17 protein-coding genes are annotated in these 17527 nt (G+C 66.9%); 12 read left to right on the forward strand and 5 right to left on the reverse strand.

The features are described 5' to 3' along the window. Nucleotides 1-35: 35 nt before the first annotated feature. Both ACMZ91_RS10865 and ACMZ91_RS10870 read left to right on the forward strand, forming a co-directional pair. Nucleotides 36-2894 carry a TonB-dependent receptor gene (locus ACMZ91_RS10865; protein ID WP_049400560.1) on the forward strand — a complete coding sequence of 953 codons (2859 nt, stop codon included), beginning with the start codon at nucleotides 36-38 and terminating at the stop codon, nucleotides 2892-2894. A 170-nt stretch (nucleotides 2895-3064) separates the two neighbouring features. Further along, nucleotides 3065-3274 carry a hypothetical protein gene (locus ACMZ91_RS10870; protein ID WP_032128398.1) on the forward strand — a complete coding sequence of 70 codons (210 nt, stop codon included), beginning with the start codon at nucleotides 3065-3067 and terminating at the stop codon, nucleotides 3272-3274. Nucleotides 3275-3331: 57 nt separating this feature from the next. Here the strand turns inward: ACMZ91_RS10870 and ACMZ91_RS10875 are convergent, their stop codons facing one another. Together ACMZ91_RS10875 and ppa are read right to left on the reverse strand one after the other, a co-directional pair. Next, entirely contained in the window at nucleotides 3332-4453 is a 1122-nt protein-coding gene (locus tag ACMZ91_RS10875; protein ID WP_032128397.1) for an HDOD domain-containing protein, read from the reverse strand. Nucleotides 4454-4605: 152 nt separating this feature from the next. Further along, on the reverse strand, nucleotides 4606-5142 hold the full coding sequence (ppa, locus tag ACMZ91_RS10880) for an inorganic diphosphatase (protein WP_005410935.1): 537 nt from the start codon (nucleotides 5140-5142) through the stop codon (nucleotides 4606-4608). A 184-nt stretch (nucleotides 5143-5326) separates the two neighbouring features. Between ppa and ACMZ91_RS10885 the strand changes: the two genes are divergently transcribed. The 4 genes from ACMZ91_RS10885 to ACMZ91_RS10900 all read left to right on the forward strand — a co-directional run bounded on the left by ACMZ91_RS10885 (nucleotide 5327) and on the right by ACMZ91_RS10900 (nucleotide 10562). Continuing rightward, on the forward strand, nucleotides 5327-5800 hold the full coding sequence (locus tag ACMZ91_RS10885; protein WP_414576962.1) for a hypothetical protein: 474 nt from the start codon (nucleotides 5327-5329) through the stop codon (nucleotides 5798-5800). 72 nt (nucleotides 5801-5872) lie between these two features. Beyond that, nucleotides 5873-6373 carry an RNA polymerase sigma factor gene (locus tag ACMZ91_RS10890; protein ID WP_014038389.1) on the forward strand — a complete coding sequence of 167 codons (501 nt, stop codon included), beginning with the start codon at nucleotides 5873-5875 and terminating at the stop codon, nucleotides 6371-6373. Nucleotides 6374-6477: 104 nt separating this feature from the next. Further along, on the forward strand, nucleotides 6478-7410 hold the full coding sequence (locus ACMZ91_RS10895) for a FecR family protein (protein WP_049461390.1): 933 nt from the start codon (nucleotides 6478-6480) through the stop codon (nucleotides 7408-7410). A gap of 233 nt (nucleotides 7411-7643) precedes the next feature. Further along, nucleotides 7644-10562: a TonB-dependent receptor gene (locus tag ACMZ91_RS10900; protein WP_414576960.1), complete on the forward strand. Its 2919-nt coding sequence runs from the start codon at nucleotides 7644-7646 to the stop codon at nucleotides 10560-10562. Between the two features lie 96 nt (nucleotides 10563-10658). Here the strand turns inward: ACMZ91_RS10900 and ACMZ91_RS10905 are convergent, their stop codons facing one another. Further along, nucleotides 10659-10916 (reverse strand): DUF2789 domain-containing protein, encoded by a 258-nt coding sequence (locus tag ACMZ91_RS10905; protein ID WP_006390068.1) that lies wholly within the window; start codon nucleotides 10914-10916, stop codon nucleotides 10659-10661. A gap of 106 nt (nucleotides 10917-11022) precedes the next feature. Between ACMZ91_RS10905 and ACMZ91_RS10910 the strand changes: the two genes are divergently transcribed. From ACMZ91_RS10910 to ACMZ91_RS10930, 5 genes are read left to right on the forward strand one after another with little or no spacing between them, the layout of a single operon-like run. Further along, nucleotides 11023-11610, forward strand: a complete 588-nt coding sequence (locus ACMZ91_RS10910) for a biliverdin-producing heme oxygenase (protein WP_414576958.1) — start codon at nucleotides 11023-11025, stop codon at nucleotides 11608-11610. 31 nt (nucleotides 11611-11641) lie between these two features. Continuing rightward, on the forward strand, nucleotides 11642-12109 hold the full coding sequence (locus ACMZ91_RS10915; RefSeq protein WP_253145186.1) for a YbaN family protein: 468 nt from the start codon (nucleotides 11642-11644) through the stop codon (nucleotides 12107-12109). Beyond that, nucleotides 12096-12824 (forward strand): tonB-system energizer ExbB, encoded by a 729-nt coding sequence (exbB, locus tag ACMZ91_RS10920; RefSeq protein ID WP_049462874.1) that lies wholly within the window; start codon nucleotides 12096-12098, stop codon nucleotides 12822-12824. Before ACMZ91_RS10915 ends, exbB begins: the two co-directional genes overlap by 14 nt. 9 nt (nucleotides 12825-12833) lie before the next feature. After that, nucleotides 12834-13259: a TonB system transport protein ExbD gene (gene exbD, locus ACMZ91_RS10925; RefSeq protein WP_414576956.1), complete on the forward strand. Its 426-nt coding sequence runs from the start codon at nucleotides 12834-12836 to the stop codon at nucleotides 13257-13259. Continuing rightward, nucleotides 13256-13975, forward strand: coding sequence for an energy transducer TonB (locus tag ACMZ91_RS10930; RefSeq protein WP_414576954.1), 720 nt, complete (start codon nucleotides 13256-13258; stop codon nucleotides 13973-13975). The genes exbD and ACMZ91_RS10930 overlap by 4 nt, the downstream gene beginning before the upstream one ends. A gap of 141 nt (nucleotides 13976-14116) precedes the next feature. Here ACMZ91_RS10930 and ACMZ91_RS10935 read toward each other — a convergent pair whose 3' ends face one another. Continuing rightward, on the reverse strand, nucleotides 14117-16159 hold the full coding sequence (locus tag ACMZ91_RS10935; RefSeq protein WP_414576952.1) for a sodium-translocating pyrophosphatase: 2043 nt from the start codon (nucleotides 16157-16159) through the stop codon (nucleotides 14117-14119). 308 nt (nucleotides 16160-16467) lie between these two features. Here ACMZ91_RS10935 and ACMZ91_RS10940 point away from each other — a divergent pair, with 308 nt between their 5' ends. Then, on the forward strand, nucleotides 16468-16971 hold the full coding sequence (locus ACMZ91_RS10940) for a hypothetical protein (protein WP_277778979.1): 504 nt from the start codon (nucleotides 16468-16470) through the stop codon (nucleotides 16969-16971). A gap of 165 nt (nucleotides 16972-17136) precedes the next feature. On the opposite strand, the gene ACMZ91_RS10945 is transcribed toward ACMZ91_RS10940, so the two are convergent. Next, nucleotides 17137-17526: a DUF488 domain-containing protein gene (locus tag ACMZ91_RS10945; RefSeq protein WP_032128407.1), complete on the reverse strand. Its 390-nt coding sequence runs from the start codon at nucleotides 17524-17526 to the stop codon at nucleotides 17137-17139. Nucleotide 17527: the final 1 nt, after the last annotated feature.

Consider the following 17527-nt stretch of genomic DNA (forward strand, 5'->3'; position numbering starts at 1 on the left):
TTAACACGCTGCTAACACGTACCTTGGAGAGATAGATGAACGTTCGTAATCCCGCAGTGCGGCTGGGCCTTCTGCCGGCTGGCATTGCGTTGGCGCTGACGCCCGCCTTTGCTTCTGCACAGGAAGCAAAGGATGCGACCACCCTGGATCGCATCGAAATCACGGGCTCGCGCATCCGCGGCGCCTCGATGGAGACCCAGCAGCCGGTCCTCACCCTGAGCCGTGAGAACCTGGAAAAGCAGGGCTACACCACCGTCGCCGATGTCCTGCAGAACCTGACCTCGGCAGGTTCGCCGGCCATTTCCCGTGCGGACTCGCTGTCCTCCGGCGAAAACGTTGGCGGCTACTACGTCGACCTGCGCAACCTGGGCGCGCAGCGCACCCTGGTGCTGATGAACGGCAAGCGCCTGGGCGCGACCACTGCCGGCTACCAGGATCTGAGCCAGATTCCGATGGCCGCCGTCGAGCGCATCGAAGTGCTGAAGGATGGCGCCTCCGCCATCTACGGTTCGGACGCCATCGCTGGCGTGGTCAATGTGATCACCCGCAAGCGCTTCGACGGTGCTGAAGCCAGCGTCTACGTCGGCCAGTACGGCCGCGGCGACGGCGACACCAACACCTACTCGTTCACCCTCGGCTCCGAAGGCGAGCGTGGCGGCGTGACCCTGTCGGCCGAATACTCCAAGCAGGATCCGGTGTGGGCGAAGGATCGTTGGTTCAGCCGCGACGGCGGCCTGGGCCCGAACACCACCTCCGGTGATTGGAGCCCGCTGAGCCAGAACAGCACCTGGTGCGACCCGCGCGTGTGGGGCGACTGCAAGCCGCGCGCTGCAGGCCAGCCGCAGCCGGAGTGGATGACCCTGAATCCGGGCGGTGACCCGAAGAATGCGGCCGACTACCACCAGCTGACCCCGGCCGAGTACTCCAATGCCAACCAGCAGATGATGGTGCAGACCGGCATCGAGCGTAAGTCCGTGTACGTCAACGGCAGCTATGATCTGGCCGACTCGATCACCTTCAATGCTGACGTGCTGTACAACCAGCGCACCACCGACCAGCAGATCGCGGGTTACCCGTACCAGTCGCTGTCGTTCGGTACCCCGCTGTCGAAGGACAGCGCGTTCAACCCGATCGGTCAGGACGTCGAGTTCCGTCGCCGCCTGTGGGAAGTGCCGCGTACCACCAAGAGCGACCTCAAGACCCTGCGCTTTGCGCCGAGCCTGAGCGGCTTCTTCGAATTCGCCGGCAAGACCTGGGATTGGGACGTCGGTGCGCTGTGGAACCGCAATGAGCTGACCAAGACCGGCTACGGCGACATGAGCCTGATCGCATCCGAGCAGGCACTTGGCAAGTCGTTCATCAACGGCCAGGGTGTTGCCCAGTGCGGCACCGCCGCCAACCCGATCCCGCTGAGCCAGTGCCGTCCGTGGAACCCGCTGCTGCCGTATGGCGTCAACGGCCAGGGCTCGCTTGCCGACCGTGATCTGCAGAACTTCCTGTTCCCGACCTACACCGACACCGGTGTGACCAAGACCACCAGCTACACCGCCAACCTGTCCGGTTCGCTGTTCGAGCTGCCGGCCGGTGACCTGGGCGTGGCCATGGGCTACGAGCACCGCAAGGAAGAAGGCCGCTTCGTGCCGGACGCCTTCCGTCAGTCGGGCCAGTCGACCGGCCTGGCGTCGACCACCACCTCGGGCAACTACTCGCTGGATGAGTTCTACCTGGAACTGAACGTGCCGATCCTGTCGGACCTGCCGTTTGCCAAGGAACTGACCTTCAACGTCGCCAGCCGCTACTCCGACTACAGCAACTTCGGTGACACGATCAACTCGAAGTTCGGCCTGGTGTGGCGCCCGATCGAAGAGCTGCTGGTCCGCGGTACCTACGCAGAAGGCTTCCGCGCGCCGACCGTCGACGATCTGTACGGCGGCACCAACTCGAGCTTCGAGCGTTACACCGATCCGTGCGGTTCGACCTCGCCGGGCAACGTCGCTGGCAATGCTGCCTGCGCCGGGGCTGGCGTGCCGGCCAACTACGTGCAGGTCGGCCAGGGCTTCGCGCCTTGCAGCACCTTCCCGTGCGCGACCCCGGACCAGTTCGTCAGCGGTTCGAATTCGGCTCTGAAGCCGGAAACCTCCAAGAGCAAGACGGTTGGCCTGGTCTGGAGCCCGCGTTGGGTGCAGGGCCTGGACATCTCGCTCGACTGGTACCGCTACGAGCTGAAGAACATGATCATCGCTGACAGCGTTGATCGCATCCTGCGTGACTGCTACGTGCTGGGCAACGCAGCTCGCTGCGAAGGCGTCACCCGTGCCGCCGATGGCCATATCGAGGCGCTGACCTACGGCCTGGCCAACCTCGGCTCGATGGAGACCGAAGGCTACGACCTGGGTGTCAAGTACCGCCTGCCGGAACTGTCGATCGGCAAGTTCAGCATCGACTGGCAGACCAGCTACCTGGCCAAGTACGACGAAGCCGGCCAGAACAAGAAGGGTGAGAACATCACCATCGGTCGCGTTGGTGAGCCGGGCCTGTTCCGCGTCCGTTCGAACCTGGGCGTGAACTGGGAGCTGGGTGACTTCGGTGTCAACTGGACTGCTCGTTACTACTCGGGCATGAAGGAAAGCTGCATTGACGACGCATGGTGCGACGCCCCGAACCACTACGCCAATGGTGAGCCGGATCCGCTGCGCCACACCGGCTCCAACACCTTCCACGACGTGCAGGTCAGCTGGAAGGCTCCGTGGGATGCCACCATCGCCCTGGGTGCGAACAACGTGTTCGATCACCGCGGTGCGCTGCAGTACTCGGCGCCGAACTCGAGCTTCGCCTACTACGGTGGCTTCGACGTCGGTCGCTTCCTGTACATGAAGTACACCCAGCGCTTCTGATCGTTCGAAGTGCGATAGCAATACCGGGAGGGCGGACCGCAAGGTCCGCCCTCTTTTTTTGTAGGGGAATTCCGAAATGTCGTGGAAGGTGAGCAGAGTCACGTTCCTGTCGTGTCGTAATCAACACAGTTGCTGGGTCCACTTGCGGACACTTGCACATGGAGAGAGCGATGAAGAGCACGCTGTTGCACAAACTGTCTGCTGCTGCACTGATCTATGCAACATTGGTGGGTGCGGTGTTCGCCCAGACCGGTGGCGTCTGTGGGGGCGGGCTGTACTGCGAAGAGCTGCGCCAGCAATGCCTGGCTGCAGGCAATTCGAAGGTCATGTGCGATCTGCAGTATCGCCACTGCGTGCAGGACGCCTGCGGCGCGCGCTGATGCAAAAAAAAGGCGCGCCTTTGGGCGCGCCTTCGAGGTTGTTCCTGCGTTGACAGCTCAGGCCTCGCTGGGTACCAGTCCCATCAACGCATTGGCATGCTCGCGCCACTGCGGCAGCCTGTTGAGTACACCTGCGCGCTGCAGGTAGTCCTCATCCACCGGATCGCCGTTGACCAGCGCCAGCGCCACATGCACCGCACCGGTCACCCAGAAGCTGCGCGTATTGGCGCGCTGCGGCTGCAGGTGGAAGGCAACCGCTTCGATGATCGGCATCGGCAGGCCCCACAGGCCCAGCAGGTAGGCGCCGGCCTCGGCATGGCCGGGGCGGGTGTCACCGGCCAGCGACGGTTCGCTGCGCTCGTTGCGTACGCCGGGCAGCAGCAGGCCGATGTCGGCCAGCAGAGCGGCGGTCGCGCCCAGTTCGGCACTGGATTCGGGCAGCAGGCGCGCGGCCAGGCGCGAGGCGAGCAGGGCGCGCTGCTGCAGCGAATTGCGTTCGGCGGTGGACAGCGTGGGTGCGGAAAACACCTCGCTGGCCAGCACCAGGTCGCGCAGCGTCGACAGGCCCAGGCGGGTCACGGCCGTGCGCAGGTCAGCGATGGTGCGTCCCTGGCTGAAGAACGCCGAGTTCGACAGCTGCAGCACCTTCGCGGCAATGGCCGGGTCGGCCGCCACCAGCTTGGCGACGTCGGCGCTGTCGGCGTCGTCGTCATGCTCCAGCGCCTGGGTCAGGCTCAGGTACAGGTGCGGCGGCGAGGGCAGCTTCTCGATACGGCCGATGGCATCGCGCAGGCGTGGGCTGTCCAGTACTTCGCGCAGCTCTTCCAGGCTGGTCAGCGCTTCCAGCAGCACTTCCGGTGCCAGTGGCAACGGCAGGAAACGGTGAGCGACACCGATCAGGCGTGCCGGCGGCGGCCGGTTGCCGTGCTGGGCATCGATCAGCGCGATGCGGATGGTTTCCGGGCGCAAGGTCCGGATCTGGCCCAGCAGCGTGGTGGCATTGAGATCCGGCAGCTGCGGGCAGACGATCACCGCATCCACGCCCTGCGTGGCCACCGCAGTCATCGCGGTCTGGCCATCGGTGGCGGTCAGCGGCTGCCAGTCTTCCCCAAGATCGGCAATGAATTCGGTCAGCTCGGCCGGCAGGCTGGCTGCATCCCCAACAAGCAGAATACGCACGACACATTCCCCTGGCTGTCTCGACGATGGATGTCGACGACGTGTGAAGTGACGCAATTTACCTAATACGGCGGCACGTGTGATGTGCCGTCGTCATGAAACGTGACCCGCATCGCTCCGGCGGGGTGCCGCCGGAGCGATCCGGTTCAGGCTCAGGCCTTGCTGTCGAGATGGCGCTGGTGCGCCTCGATCAGGATCTGCTTGGCCTCAGCGGCGCCGCCCCAGCCGTCGAGCTTGACCCACTTGCCCTTCTCCAGGTCCTTGTAGTGCTCGAAGAAGTGGCCGATGCGCTCCAGCCAGTGGCTGGACACCTGGGCGATGTCTTCGACGTGGGCATAGCCACTGAAGATCTTCGACACCGGCACGGCCAGGATCTTCTCGTCGCTGCCCGCCTCATCGCTCATCTTCAGCACGCCGACCGGACGGCAGCGCACGACCGAGCCCGGCACCAGCGGCAGCGGCAGCACCACCAGCACGTCGGCCGGATCGCCGTCGCCGCACAGGGTGCTCGGCACGTAGCCGTAGTTGCAGGGGTAGCGCATCGGGGTGGACAGGATACGGTCGACGAAGATCGCGCCGGTTTCCTTGTCCACTTCGTACTTCACCGGCTCCGAGTCCTTCGGGATCTCGATGATGACGTTGATTTCTTCCGGCGGGTTCTTGCCGGGCGAGACGAGTTCCAGACCCATGGTCGTGCTCCAGGTGGGGGATATAGACGGATAGCCCCCCATTTTATGCCTTTGCCGGGCGCTGTGCAGAGGGAGGGGCCGACGGCGCTGTGGGGCGGGGGCCTACCCGGCAGGCCGGTATTGGCTGATGGGGGCGGCCGGCATGGGAGCGCAGGCTGGTCCAACCTTCCCAAGGAGTCTGCCCATGAACGTGTCTGCCCTGCCGTTTGGCCTGACCTGCATGCTGCTGGTTGCGCCTTTGGCCCAGGCGTCCCCTTATGTCGACCTGATCGACTACCCGCATCAGGAGGCCAACTGGGACCGCTTCTTTGCCCTGGAAGGCCGTTTGCAGCATGGCTTCGATGCCATCTGTGGCGACACCTTCTGCGAGGGCGAATACAGCGATATCCGCGCCCTGCGCCTGCGCTGTTCGGTGGATGCGGTGCGGGGAACCGTGCATGAATGCCTGTGGGCATTCGCCGCCAGCGATCTGGAGGTGTCCCGCAACGATGGCGCGATCGTGGCCCGGCAACCGACCTGGTTGTGCCGCCTGCCGCTGGTGGCGGGAACCCCGGTGGAAGCCTTCCATGCCGCGCTCGCCGCGCGCAATCCACTGCATGACCCGCTGCCGGGGACCTGGCAGAGCGTCTATGACGGGCTGACCGGGTGCATCCATTGATGCGAACGTGACTGATTCTCATTAACGGAGTAGCATGCGCGGCGCCTTCCGTCTGTCGTCCCGGTTCCGCGCATGTCCTCCAATGCCGCCTCCCTCACCGAACTGCTGATCCGCGAGCGGCCCGCGCTGCTGCGCCGGGTGCAACGCATCCTGGGGGGCGACAACGGCGCCGAAGACGTGATCCAGGCGGTGTGGTTCAAGGCGCGCGGGGTCGACGACAGCCAGGCCATCGACAACCCGCGAGCCTATCTGTACCGGCTGGCCGCCAACCTGGCCACCGACCATGGCCGCGAATCGACCCGGCGCAACCGTCTGCTGGCCGACCACTACCTGTGGGGGCCGGACGAGGTGATCTCGACCGAGGAGCAGGCGATGGCACAGGACGAGCTGCAGCGGGTGCTCGACGCGGCGGGACACCTGCCGGAGCCGACCCGCACCATCTTCCGGCTCAACCGCCTGCAGGGCCTGACCCAGGCCGAGATCGCACGCCGTCTGGGTGTGTCGGTGACTACCGTCGAGAACCATGTGCGCACCGCGCTGCAACGCCTGGCCTGGGCGCGCAGCGGCCGATGATCGCCCCGGCTTGGGGCTGGCCCTCGCTGAAACGTCTTGATCACTGGACCGTGGATGCGGTCTAGTTCCTCCGCCCGCGCTTGAATGCGCCTGTCCGCCAGCCGATGAGCCCGCCGAACACGCTGCCCGCCGCCAATGACGATGCCCTGGCCGAACAGGCCCGGGGCTGGATCGCGTGGCTGGCCTCGGGTGACATCGGCGAGGGGCGCATGCATGAGTTCGAACGCTGGCTGGCACAGCCGGGGCACCGTCGGGCCTTCGAGCACGAGCGCGCGCTGTGGCGCAGCGTCGGACCACGCCCGCAGGCCCGGCCCGCCGAACGCCGGCGCCCGCGGCGGCTGCGCTGGGCAATGGCCGCTGCAGCTGCGCTGGCGATGCTGGTGGCATGGCCGGAGGCCTGGTTGCGGCTGCAGGCCGACCATCGCAGTACGCATGTCGTGCAGAACGTGCAACTGCCCGATGGCAGTCGCGCCGTGCTGGATGCGGACAGCGCGATCGCCGTGCGGTTTGATGCCGATGCACGCCGGATCGAGCTGCTGCGCGGGCGCGCCTGGTTCGAGGTCAGCCCGGATGCCCAGCGGCGTTTCAGCGTGCGCGCGGGCAATGGCGTGGTCGAGGACATCTCGACCGCGTTCTCCGTCGCACGCGACAACGATCAGGTGGAAACCCAGGTCGGACAGGGCAGGGTGCGCGTGGCCAGCCCGGCCGACGGTGGCTGGACCTACCTGCAGGTGGGACAGCGCGCGGTCTATGGCGAGCGCAGTGGCGTGACGCGTCTGCAGGATGTGGCGGCCGACAGTGTGGGCGCGTGGCGGCAGGGTGAACTGCTGCTGGAGCAGGCCAGCGTCGCCGAGGCCGTGCAATGGGTCGGGCGCTATCGCGCTGGCCCGACCTTCGTGCGTGGCGATCTGTCGCAGCTGCCGGCCGTCAGTGCAGCATTGCGCATCGATCGCCCGGAGCAGGCGCTGGATGCGTTGGCGGCAACAGCAGGTCTTCGGGTTACTCGTCTTCCATTCGGCGTCGCCATCGTGCAGTAGATCCACGCCATGCGTGGATGACCGTCCCTGTGCCGACCAACGGTCGGCACCCACCGCAGCAAGCAGCCGACCCACGGTCGGCACCTGCCGCGGCCGCAAATCGCTCTTGGGGTTGCCGCGCTTTCATCCGTCTTACTCCGCGAACGTACCCGCCGCCGCCAGTACGTCGCCGTGTCCGCCCGTGTTGCGGATGTCGCCGCGCCCGCGGCACCGATTACCTGACAGGTTCCCCCATGTTCGATCTCCATCGTCCGGGCCGCATGCCGCGCCCGTCCCGCCTGTGCATCGCCCTGCTGGCGGCCGGCCTGGCCAGCGCCGCGCCCTCCGTACTCGCGCAGGATGCCAGCGGTGACCACGCTGCCGTGCAGCGCTTCGATATCCCCGCGCAGCCACTGGACGAGGCGCTGCGCAGCTACATGCGCCAGTCCGGCGTGCAGGTCGTGTACCCGGCCACCCTGGCCCGGGGTGTGACCTCGCGTGCGGTCAGCGGCAGCCTGTCGGCCAGCGAGGCTTTGCAGCACCTGCTGCAGGGCAGTGGCCTGGCGGTGCGCCGGGTCAGTGCCGATGCGGTGACCCTGGAAGCGGCAGCGTCGGCGCAGGCCGACAGCGGTGTGATCGTCACCGATACGCTGAGCGTGGCCGGCGACCGTATCGACAGCGGCGCAACCAGCGACGAGGCGCGCCTGCTCGACGGCTATCGCAGCGTCGGCTCCACCGCCACGCTCAACCGCACGCACCTGGAGCGATTCCGCGGTACGTCCAACGGCGACATCGTCAAGGGCGTGGCTGGCGTCACCGCCGGTGATCCGCGCGTGGGCAACGGCTTTGACGTCAACATCCGTGGCATCCAGGGCCAGGGCCGTGTGCCGGTGATCATCGACGGTGGCCAGTCCAGCATGGATACCTACCGTGGTTATGCCGGCCAGTCGCAGCGCACCTACCTCGACCCGGACCTGATCTCCAGCCTGACCATCACCAAGGGCCCGAGCCTGCAGGCCAACGCCTCCGGTGGCATCGGCGGCGTGGTCGAGATGGAGACGCTGAAGATCGGTGACGTGCTGCGCGAAGGCCGGGACTTCGGCGTGCGCGTGCGTGGCGGCCTGGCCAACAACAGCGCCAACAACCTGCCGTCCTACAGCGCCGCGCCGCGTACCGACCGCACCGCCACCGGCAGCCAGTTCTTCAACGTGGCCGCTGCGGGACACTGGGATCGCTTCGATCTGGTTGCCGCCTACGCCTACCGCGACAACGGCAACTACTTCTCCGGCAAGCATGGCTACGATGACTTCCCGCAGACCCGGCGCACGCTGGCACCGCTGAATCCGCCGCGTACCGAGGTGTTCAATACCTCGGCGCGCTCGAAGTCGGCGCTGCTCAAGGGCACCTGGCGCATCGACGATGCACAGACCCTGGAAGCGGGCTACCGCCGCTACGAGGGCACCGCCGGCGAGATAATGGCCTCGCAGATCATCCGTGTGGATCGTGACCGCATTCCGCAATGGGACCCGGGCCACGTCGACATGGACAGCTACACCCTGCGCTATCGCTTCAACCCGGACAGCGAGCTGGTCGACCTGCGCGTCAACGCCACGTACACCGACACCGACAGCGTGATGTACAACAGCTTGACCGGCATCACCCCCTGGTACTTCGATCGCCGCACCGAGTGGTACGACGCGCCCAGCTTCAGTGGCGACCCCGGTTACAAGGATGCCTACCGCAATCCGCTGCGGCAGAAGCGCTTCGGCCTGGATGCCAGCAACACCTCGAAGTTCGATACACACGCCGGTGCATTCACCCTCGACTACGGCCTGTCCTACAGCGATGAGGACATTGCACCTGGCAGCTCGGGGCCGGTCATGCACGATGACCTGATCAACAACCGCTTCCTGCGCAACGCCGAGCGCAAGGAATACAGTGCCGTGGCCTCGCTGAAGTGGCAGCCCGATGAGCATTGGGAACTGCTGGCCGGCGGCCGCTGGAACCGCGTGGATGTGCATGACCGCAACCGCCTGGCCACGCCCGATGCCTACGAGGTGCAGGGCCAGTACCGCTACACCGAGCTGCTCAATGGCAACCCGGCGCTGCCGTCGTGGCGGGCCAAGCGCATCGCGCTGCTGAACTGGTATCCGGATGCCAACGGCAATTTCACCCAGGAATCGCTGCTGGCTTCACCGTACAAGAAGGGTACGGTGGGCGACATCGGTGGCTGGAACTTCTACGACGCCGGCAAGGCGCAGGACCTGGAGGTGCCGGTCAGCTGGAGCTGGTCGCAGCCGATCCGTCGCCGCGACACCGCGTTCTCGCCGACCGCCAGCGTGGCCTACCGCTTCAGCGAAGACACCATGGTCTACGTGAAGTATGCCGAAGGCACCAAGCTGCCGAGCCTGTTCGAGACCACGCTGGGCCTGTTTACCGCCGCCAAGCCGGTGGGCGAGCTGAAGCCGGAGCGTGCGCGCAGCTGGGAGATCGGTGCCAGCACCATCCGCTATGACCTGTTCACCGCCGGCGACCGCCTGGCGCTGAAGCTGGCGTACTTCGATACCCGCATCGACGACCTGATCACCCGTGACTACCGCACGCTCTCGGCCGGCCTGATCCGCAACGTCGACCAGTTCAAGGTCTCGGGCATGGAGTTCCAGTCCAGCTATGACAGCGGCAAGGTATTTGCTGATCTGTCCGCGCACTATTACTTCAAGGCCAAGACCTGCGCGCCGGACATCGCAGCCGAGCGCCGTGCCTATGGTGCACAGCGCAGGAACGATGAACTGGCCAACACGCCGAACTGCGTGGACGGCGGCTTCGAGGGCTCGTACACCAATACCCAGAACCCGCCGCGCTACATGGTCAACCTGACCCTGGGCTCGCGCCTGTTCGACGAGCGCCTGACCTTCGGTACCCGCGTGGTCCACAACGCCGGTCCGATCAGCAAGCTGGACAAGGATTGGAACGTGGGTCTGTCGGCGATCCAGCAGCTGTACCGGCCGACCACCCTGGTCGACCTGTTCGCCAGCTGGAGCTTCAACGACCAGCTGTCGGTGGAAGCCGGCGTGGACAACCTGACCGACCGCTACTACCTGGATCCGCTGGCCCTGGGCGTGATGCCGGCCCCGGGCCGCACCGCGCGCCTGGCGTTGACCTGGAAGTACTGATCGTCGGGGTCGGATCCCTTTCCTGCAGAAAGGGCTCTGACCCCAGCGGGAGACAACGGTAGCGCCGGGCCATGCCCGGCGCCTTCCTCCAGCCAGTTACAGCCCGGTCGCCGCCTTCACGGCATCTTCGTGCAGCGACTCGTTCAGCTCATCCACCACCGTGGTCCATGCCGCATCGGCCTGCAGCGACTCGGACAGGAACTGGCGCTGGGCATCGTTCCAGTACGGCGCTTCGACTACTTCCACATCGGTGGCCAGCTGGTGTTCGCGGATGAAGCGGGCGATGCCCTCGGCGCTGGCGTCCAGGCCCAGCTGCAGGAACAGGTTGGTCATGCGCGGTTCGGTGGTGATCATCGTCGGTTCCTGCGGGAAGAAGGGATACGCCATTATCGGTGCACATGGCCTTGGGGAAAGCCCCATGGCGGACGTCTACAGCAGGACGATCCCCTTGGCATCCCCCATGAACGCACACATCGCCCCTGAAGACAGCCGCAGCCTGCGGCTCAAGGCCGCCACCCGCGACAGCCATGGCGCGCTGGACAAGCGCATCATGGCCGGCGACATCTTCGCCGATCGCAGCAACTTCGCCCGTTTCCTGCGCGTGCAGTATCGCTTCCACCGCAGTATCGATGCGCTGTATGCCAACCCTGCGCTGGATGCACTGCTGCCGGACCTGGGCGAGCGCCGCCGCCTGACCCAGGTGGCGCGCGACCTGCAGGATCTGGAGCAGACCCTGCCGGGGGCCGACATCGCGGCGTTGCCGTCCGATCTGGAGCTACCCGCCGCATTGGGGTGGCTGTATGTGGCCGAAGGCTCCAATCTCGGCGGCACCATTCTGTACAAGATGGCTGCCAAGCTCGGCCTGGACCGCGATTTTGGTGCCCGCCACCTGGCCGCACACTCGGATGGCGCGGCGCGCCACTGGCGTGAATTCACTGCTGCGCTGGATGCGGTGCCGCTGAGCGCCGAGCAGGAGCAGCAGGTGATCGATGCGGCGGACGCCGCCTTCCGCAGCGTGCACGGCCACGTCGAAGTGGAATTCGCCTGATGCACGCCTCCCGCCTATCGGCGCAACGCTGATGCGCTGGCTCTGGTTCGCGCTGGGCTGGGTGATGGTCGGCCTCGGGGTGATCGGCGCGCTGCTGCCGGTGATGCCGACCACCATCTTCCTGATCCTGGCCGTGGGTTGCTTCGCGCGCAGCTCGCCGAAGTTCGAGCAGCGCCTGCTGGCGCATCCACGCTACGGCCCGTCGTTGCGGCTGTGGCGCGAACAGGGCGCGGTGTCACGCAAGGGCAAGGCGTTCGCCAGCGCCGGCATGGCCGTGGGCTTCGCGCTGTTCTGCTGGGGCGCGCACCCGTCCTGGCGCCTGCTGCTGGGCGTGGGCCTGTTCTTCGCGGTCAGCGCCGGCTACGTGCTCAGTCGGCCCGCACCGCGGCTGGAGCCCAATCCGGTCGTGGAAGTGGACGACGCCAATGATCCGCGCGCGGCCCGCCGCCGCGCAGCGACACCTGATGCTGATGGAAACCGAGACGATGCTGCCTGCTGACCTGGCCCCCGTGGCCGCCCCCGCATTGACCCCGTGGGGCATGTACCTGGCCGCCGACGTGGTGGTGAAGACGGTGATGATCGCGCTGGCACTTGCCTCGCTGGCCACCTGGACCGTGCTGCTGTCCAAGGGCTGGGAGCTGGCCCGGCAGGGCCGGCAGCTGCGTGCAGCGCGCGCGCTGTTGCTGCAGGCGCCGAGCCTGCCCGGCGGGAGCGCAGAGGCCAGCCTGCAGCAGGGCACCGCACTCACCATGCTGGACGCGGCGCGAACCGAGCTGCGCCTGTCGCAGGATCTGGACAGCCGCGATGGCATCAAGGAACGCGTTGCCTCGCGCCTGGACCGCATCGAACTGGAAACCGCGCGCGTGCAACGGCGCGGCATCGGCGTGCTGGCCAGCATCGGCGCGGTGGCGCCGTTCGTCGGCCTGTTCGGCACGGTGTGGGGCATCATGAACAGTTTCATCGGCATCGCCCACAGCAACACCACCAACCTGGCGGTGGTCGCGCCCGGCATCGCCGAGGCTCTGCTGGCGACCGCGCTGGGTCTGGTCGCAGCGATTCCCGCCGTGCTGGTCTACAACCACTTCAGCCGTGTACTGGCCGGCCTGCGGGGCCTGCTCGGTGATCTGTCGGCGGCCGTGCAGCAGCTGGTCTCGCGCGATCTCGATCGTGCCGTGCTGCGTACCGCAGCGGCACCGCTGCGTGCGGTTCACTGAGGCACGACGATGGCGATCAGGACCGCGTCCGACCGTGACGATGCACCGGAAGAAGCGCACGAGATCAACGTCACGCCCTTCATCGACGTGATGCTGGTACTGCTGATCATCTTCATGGTGGCCGCACCGCTGGCCACCGTGTCGGTGCCGGTCCAGCTGCCGGCCAGCAATGCCAGCGCCACGCCGCCGGAACAGGCGCCGGTGTACGTGACCGTGCAGGCCGATCTGTCGGTGCGCGTTGGTGAACAGGCCGTGGCGCGCGACAGCCTGGCGGCTGCATTGCAGGCGGCCACTCACAGTGACACCACGCAGCGCATCTTCCTGCGTGCCGATACCCGTGTGCCCTATGGCGAACTGATGGCCACGCTGGATGCGCTGCGAGCGGCCGGCTACCTGAAGGTGGCACTGGTCGGCCTGGAGCAGGGCGCACGATGAGTGGACTGCGGCGCTGGGCGACCAGCCTGGCGATCGTGCTGCTGGTGCATGCGCTGTTGATCGGCGCGGCCTGCTGGTGGGCGGCCCGTGCGCCAGCGCTGACGGCTGCGGTTCCGCCTGCGGCGCTGATGCTGGAACTGGCGCCGATGGCACAGGCACCGCCGGTGCCGCCGCGCGAGGTCGCGACCGGGCCGCTGCAGCAGCAACAACAGCGGCAGGCGCCGACGCCGGCCGTGCGTGAACAACCCAAGGCGCCGGTGCAGCCGCAGGGTGACCTGCCGCCGCCGCGTACACCGGAGCCGACGCCGTCGCCGGACACCGCTGACGTCAATGTCGCGCAGACCAGCGCACCGCCGCAGGTGGCGGCTGATGCGGCCACACGCTACACCGCACCGCAGACCACGGCGGGTGAGCGCAGTCGTGCCGAGGCGACCTGGGAAGGACGCCTGCTCGGGCACCTGCAGAAACACCGCCGCTATCCGCGCCAGGCCGAGCGGCTGCGCCAGCAGGGTGTGGTCTACGTGCGCTTTGCGGTTGCCCGCGATGGCGCGGTCTCGGGGTTGAAACTGGGCCGCAGCAGTGGCTTCGCGCTGCTCGACCAGGAGACGCTGGACACCGTGCAGCGGGCCAGCCCGGTACCGGCGCCGCCGGCCGAAGTGGCCGGCGACCCGGTGGAAGTGATGGTGCCGGTGTCGTTCTTCCTGCGCGGGCGGTGACCGCTTTGGTAGACCCGGCCCCATGCTCGACTGCTCTGCTCTTGCTGGCCTTGTAGAGTCGAGCTTGCTCGACTGCTCCTGCGGTGCGGGCCAGAAGCAGTCGAGCAAGCTCGACTCTACGGGTTTGCGCATGGTGTGGATCTACAGCAGCGGCACCAGCAGCAGCGCCACGATGTTGATGATCTTGATCAGCGGATTGATCGCCGGACCGGCGGTGTCCTTGTAGGGATCGCCAACGGTATCGCCGGTCACTGCCGCCTTGTGCGCCTCGCTGCCCTTGCCGCCGAAGTGGCCGTCTTCGATGTACTTCTTGGCGTTGTCCCAGGCGCCGCCGCCGGTGGTCATCGAAATGGCCACGAACAGGCCGGTCACGATCGTGCCGATCAGCAGGCCGCCCAGTGCGCGCGGCCCCAGCAGCAGGCCGACCACCACCGGCACCGCCACCGGCAGCAGCGAGGGCACGATCATTTCGCGGATCGCCGAGCGGGTCAGCATGTCCACCGCCTTGTCGTACTGCGGCTTGCCGGTGCCCTGCATGATGCCGGGGATCTCGCGGAACTGGCGGCGCACTTCTTCCACCACCGCACCGGCGGCGCGGCCGACCGCTTCCATCGCCATCGCACCGAACAGGTACGGAATCAGGCCGCCGATCAGCAGGCCGATGATCACCGTGTGGTCGCTGAGGTCGAAGCGGAATTCCTGCCCCGGATGTGCCGCCTGCAGGTTGTGGGTGTAGTCGGCGAACAGCACCAGTGCCGCCAGCGCCGCTGAGCCGATCGCGTAACCCTTGGTCACTGCCTTGGTGGTGTTGCCCACCGCATCCAGCGGGTCGGTGATGTCGCGGATCTCCGAGGGCAGCTCGGCCATCTCGGCGATGCCACCGGCGTTGTCGGTGATCGGTCCATAGGCATCGAGGGCGACGATCATGCCGGCCATCGACAGCATCGCGGTGGCGGCGATGGCGATGCCGTACAGGCCAGCCAGCGCGAACGCGCCCCAGATTGCCGCACACACCGCCACCACCGGTAGCGCGGTGGACTTCATGGAAATGCCAAGGCCGGCGATGATGTTGGTGCCATGCCCAGTGGTCGAGGCCTGTGCCACGTGCTGCACCGGCTTGTACTGGGTGCCGGTGTAGTACTCGGTGATCCACACGATCAGGCCGGTCAGCACCAGCCCGATCAATGCGCAGCCATACAGCGCCATCGGCCCATGCACGTTGTCACTCATCAACCCGGTGGTGATCGGGTAGAAGGCGATGGCGGCCAGAACGCCGGAGACGATCACGCCCTTGTACAGCGCCCCCATGATCGAGCTGCCCCGGCCACTACCCGGTTCGCCCACCTTGACGAACAGCGCGCCGATGATCGAGGCGATGATCGATACGCCGCCCAGCACCAGCGGATACAGCACTGCATTGGCGCCGGCCTCGGCCAGCATCAGGCTGCCCAGCAGCATGGTGGCGATGACGGTGACCGCATAGGTCTCGAACAGGTCGGCGGCCATGCCGGCGCAGTCGCCGACGTTGTCACCGACGTTGTCGGCGATCACCGCCGGGTTGCGCGGGTCATCCTCGGGAATCCCGGCTTCGACCTTGCCGACCAGGTCGGCACCGACGTCCGCGCCCTTGGTGAAGATGCCGCCGCCCAGGCGCGCGAAGATCGAGATCAGCGACGAGCCGAACGCCAGCCCGACCAGTGCATGCAGCGCCTGGTCCATCTGCAGGCCCATCCGCAGCAGCAGCGCGTAATAGCCGGCCACACCCAGCAGGCCCAGCCCTACCACCAGCATGCCGGTGATCGCGCCGCCGCGGAAGGCGACATCCATCGCCGCGCTGATGCCGTGGCGTGCAGCTTCGGCAGTGCGTACGTTGGCGCGTACCGACACGTTCATGCCGATGTAGCCGGCCGCGCCGGACAGCACCGCACCGATGGCGAAGCCGATCGCGGTGTACCAGCTGAGGAAGATGCCGACCAGCACGAACAGCACCACGCCGGCGACGCCGATGGTCAGGTACTGGCGGTTGAGGTAGGCACGCGCACCTTCCTGGATCGCGGTGGCGATCGCGATCATGCGTTCATTGCCGGTGGGTTGGCGCAGGATCCAGCGCGCCGAGACGATTCCGAACAGGATCGCGAGAATGGCGCAGCCCAGCGCCAGTGACAGCCCGTGACGTTCCAGCATTAGACCCCTCCGCAGAATGGATGTAGGCATCCAGTGGCGATGAACGGCACCACGAGGGGGACGACGGGCTGCAGCCTGGAACCAACCCGTACCGACCTTGATGGTCGTCCGACGTATGGCGGTGTTCAGCATTCCCTGGTGCCCGCAGTATGCGTGCCGCGCACTGTAGAGTCGAGCCGTGCTCGACTGGTTTTTACGAGCCCCGCCGCATGCCGCCAGTCCATGGGCGTGATTCGAAAGCCACAGGCCTTTGCACCCCGTTAAGCCAGCCTCTGCAAGCCTGCGCTCAGTCCTGTAGGAGATTCCCCATGCGCCTGTCCCTGTTGATGCTTGCCGCCCTGGTCCCGGCCGTACCGGCACTCGCCGCGGAAACCCCGGAGCTGCAGCGCGCCGTGGGTGCCCCCCAGGCCGTGGGCGCGGTGCACACCCTGCGGCAGATTCCCGAGGCCTGCGCGCGCCTGGAAGGTGCCTTCACCGGTCAGGCGGCCGAGCCGTATCGCTTCGCGCCGGTGCGGACCAGCGAGCAGTGCCAGCCGCGCGCGCGTTTCGTCGACTATGCCAAGGCGCAGCCGAGTGTGGACAAGGGCTGGAAGCTCAATGATGTGATCCGCGTGCCCAGCGCCGCCTGCCCGGCACAGCAGGCCGTGGTGCGCGTGTGGCGCCTGCCGTCGAGCAACAAGGTCGAGCTGGACGGGCAGGGCCAGTCGCGCATCTATCTGGAAGAGGCCAAGAAGCAGGCCGCCGCCGGCCAGATTCCGCAGGTGACGATGTTCGCCGCGCAGCTGCAGATGGAAGGCAAGGCCTGCAATTGAGGCCGTCCAGCAGCGCGCATCAACGCATGGCGTGGATCTACTGACGTGCCCGGCGCTGCGCATCCACGCACGGCGTGGATCTACTTCGCTGCGCACCGGTAGTGCCGGGCCATGCCCGGCGGGCAACCTGGTAGTTCCGGCCGCTGGCCGGCAACCCTGCAATCATCACTCCGCCAGCGTCGCCCCGCGCGCCACCAGCAGCTCTCGCAGGGCCCTGCGATGGCAATGCGCTTCATCCTCGCAGTAGCACCCCACGCTGATGTCGCTGTGCTGTGACATCGCGGCCAGAAGATCCAGCGCGTGGGCCGCGTCCGGCGCCTTCATCTCGGCCTTGTAGTGGCGGAAGAACGCATTCCAGTCGGCCGCGGTTTTCGCTTCGTGCGCCCGCTTTACCAGTTCCGCGCTGGGTGACAGGGTCGGGAACCAGACGTCGTACCAGTCCTGTTCCGCGAACTCACTGCGCGGCACGCCGCGTGGCGGCCGCCGCACGGTACCGATGCGCAGCCCTTCGCCGGGGTGGCGCGGCGTACCCAGTCGAACAACACGCAGTGCCATG

It is taken from the genome of Stenotrophomonas sp. FR024 (assembly GCF_047500745.2).
GTDB classification, from domain to species: domain Bacteria; phylum Pseudomonadota; class Gammaproteobacteria; order Xanthomonadales; family Xanthomonadaceae; genus Stenotrophomonas; species Stenotrophomonas maltophilia_A.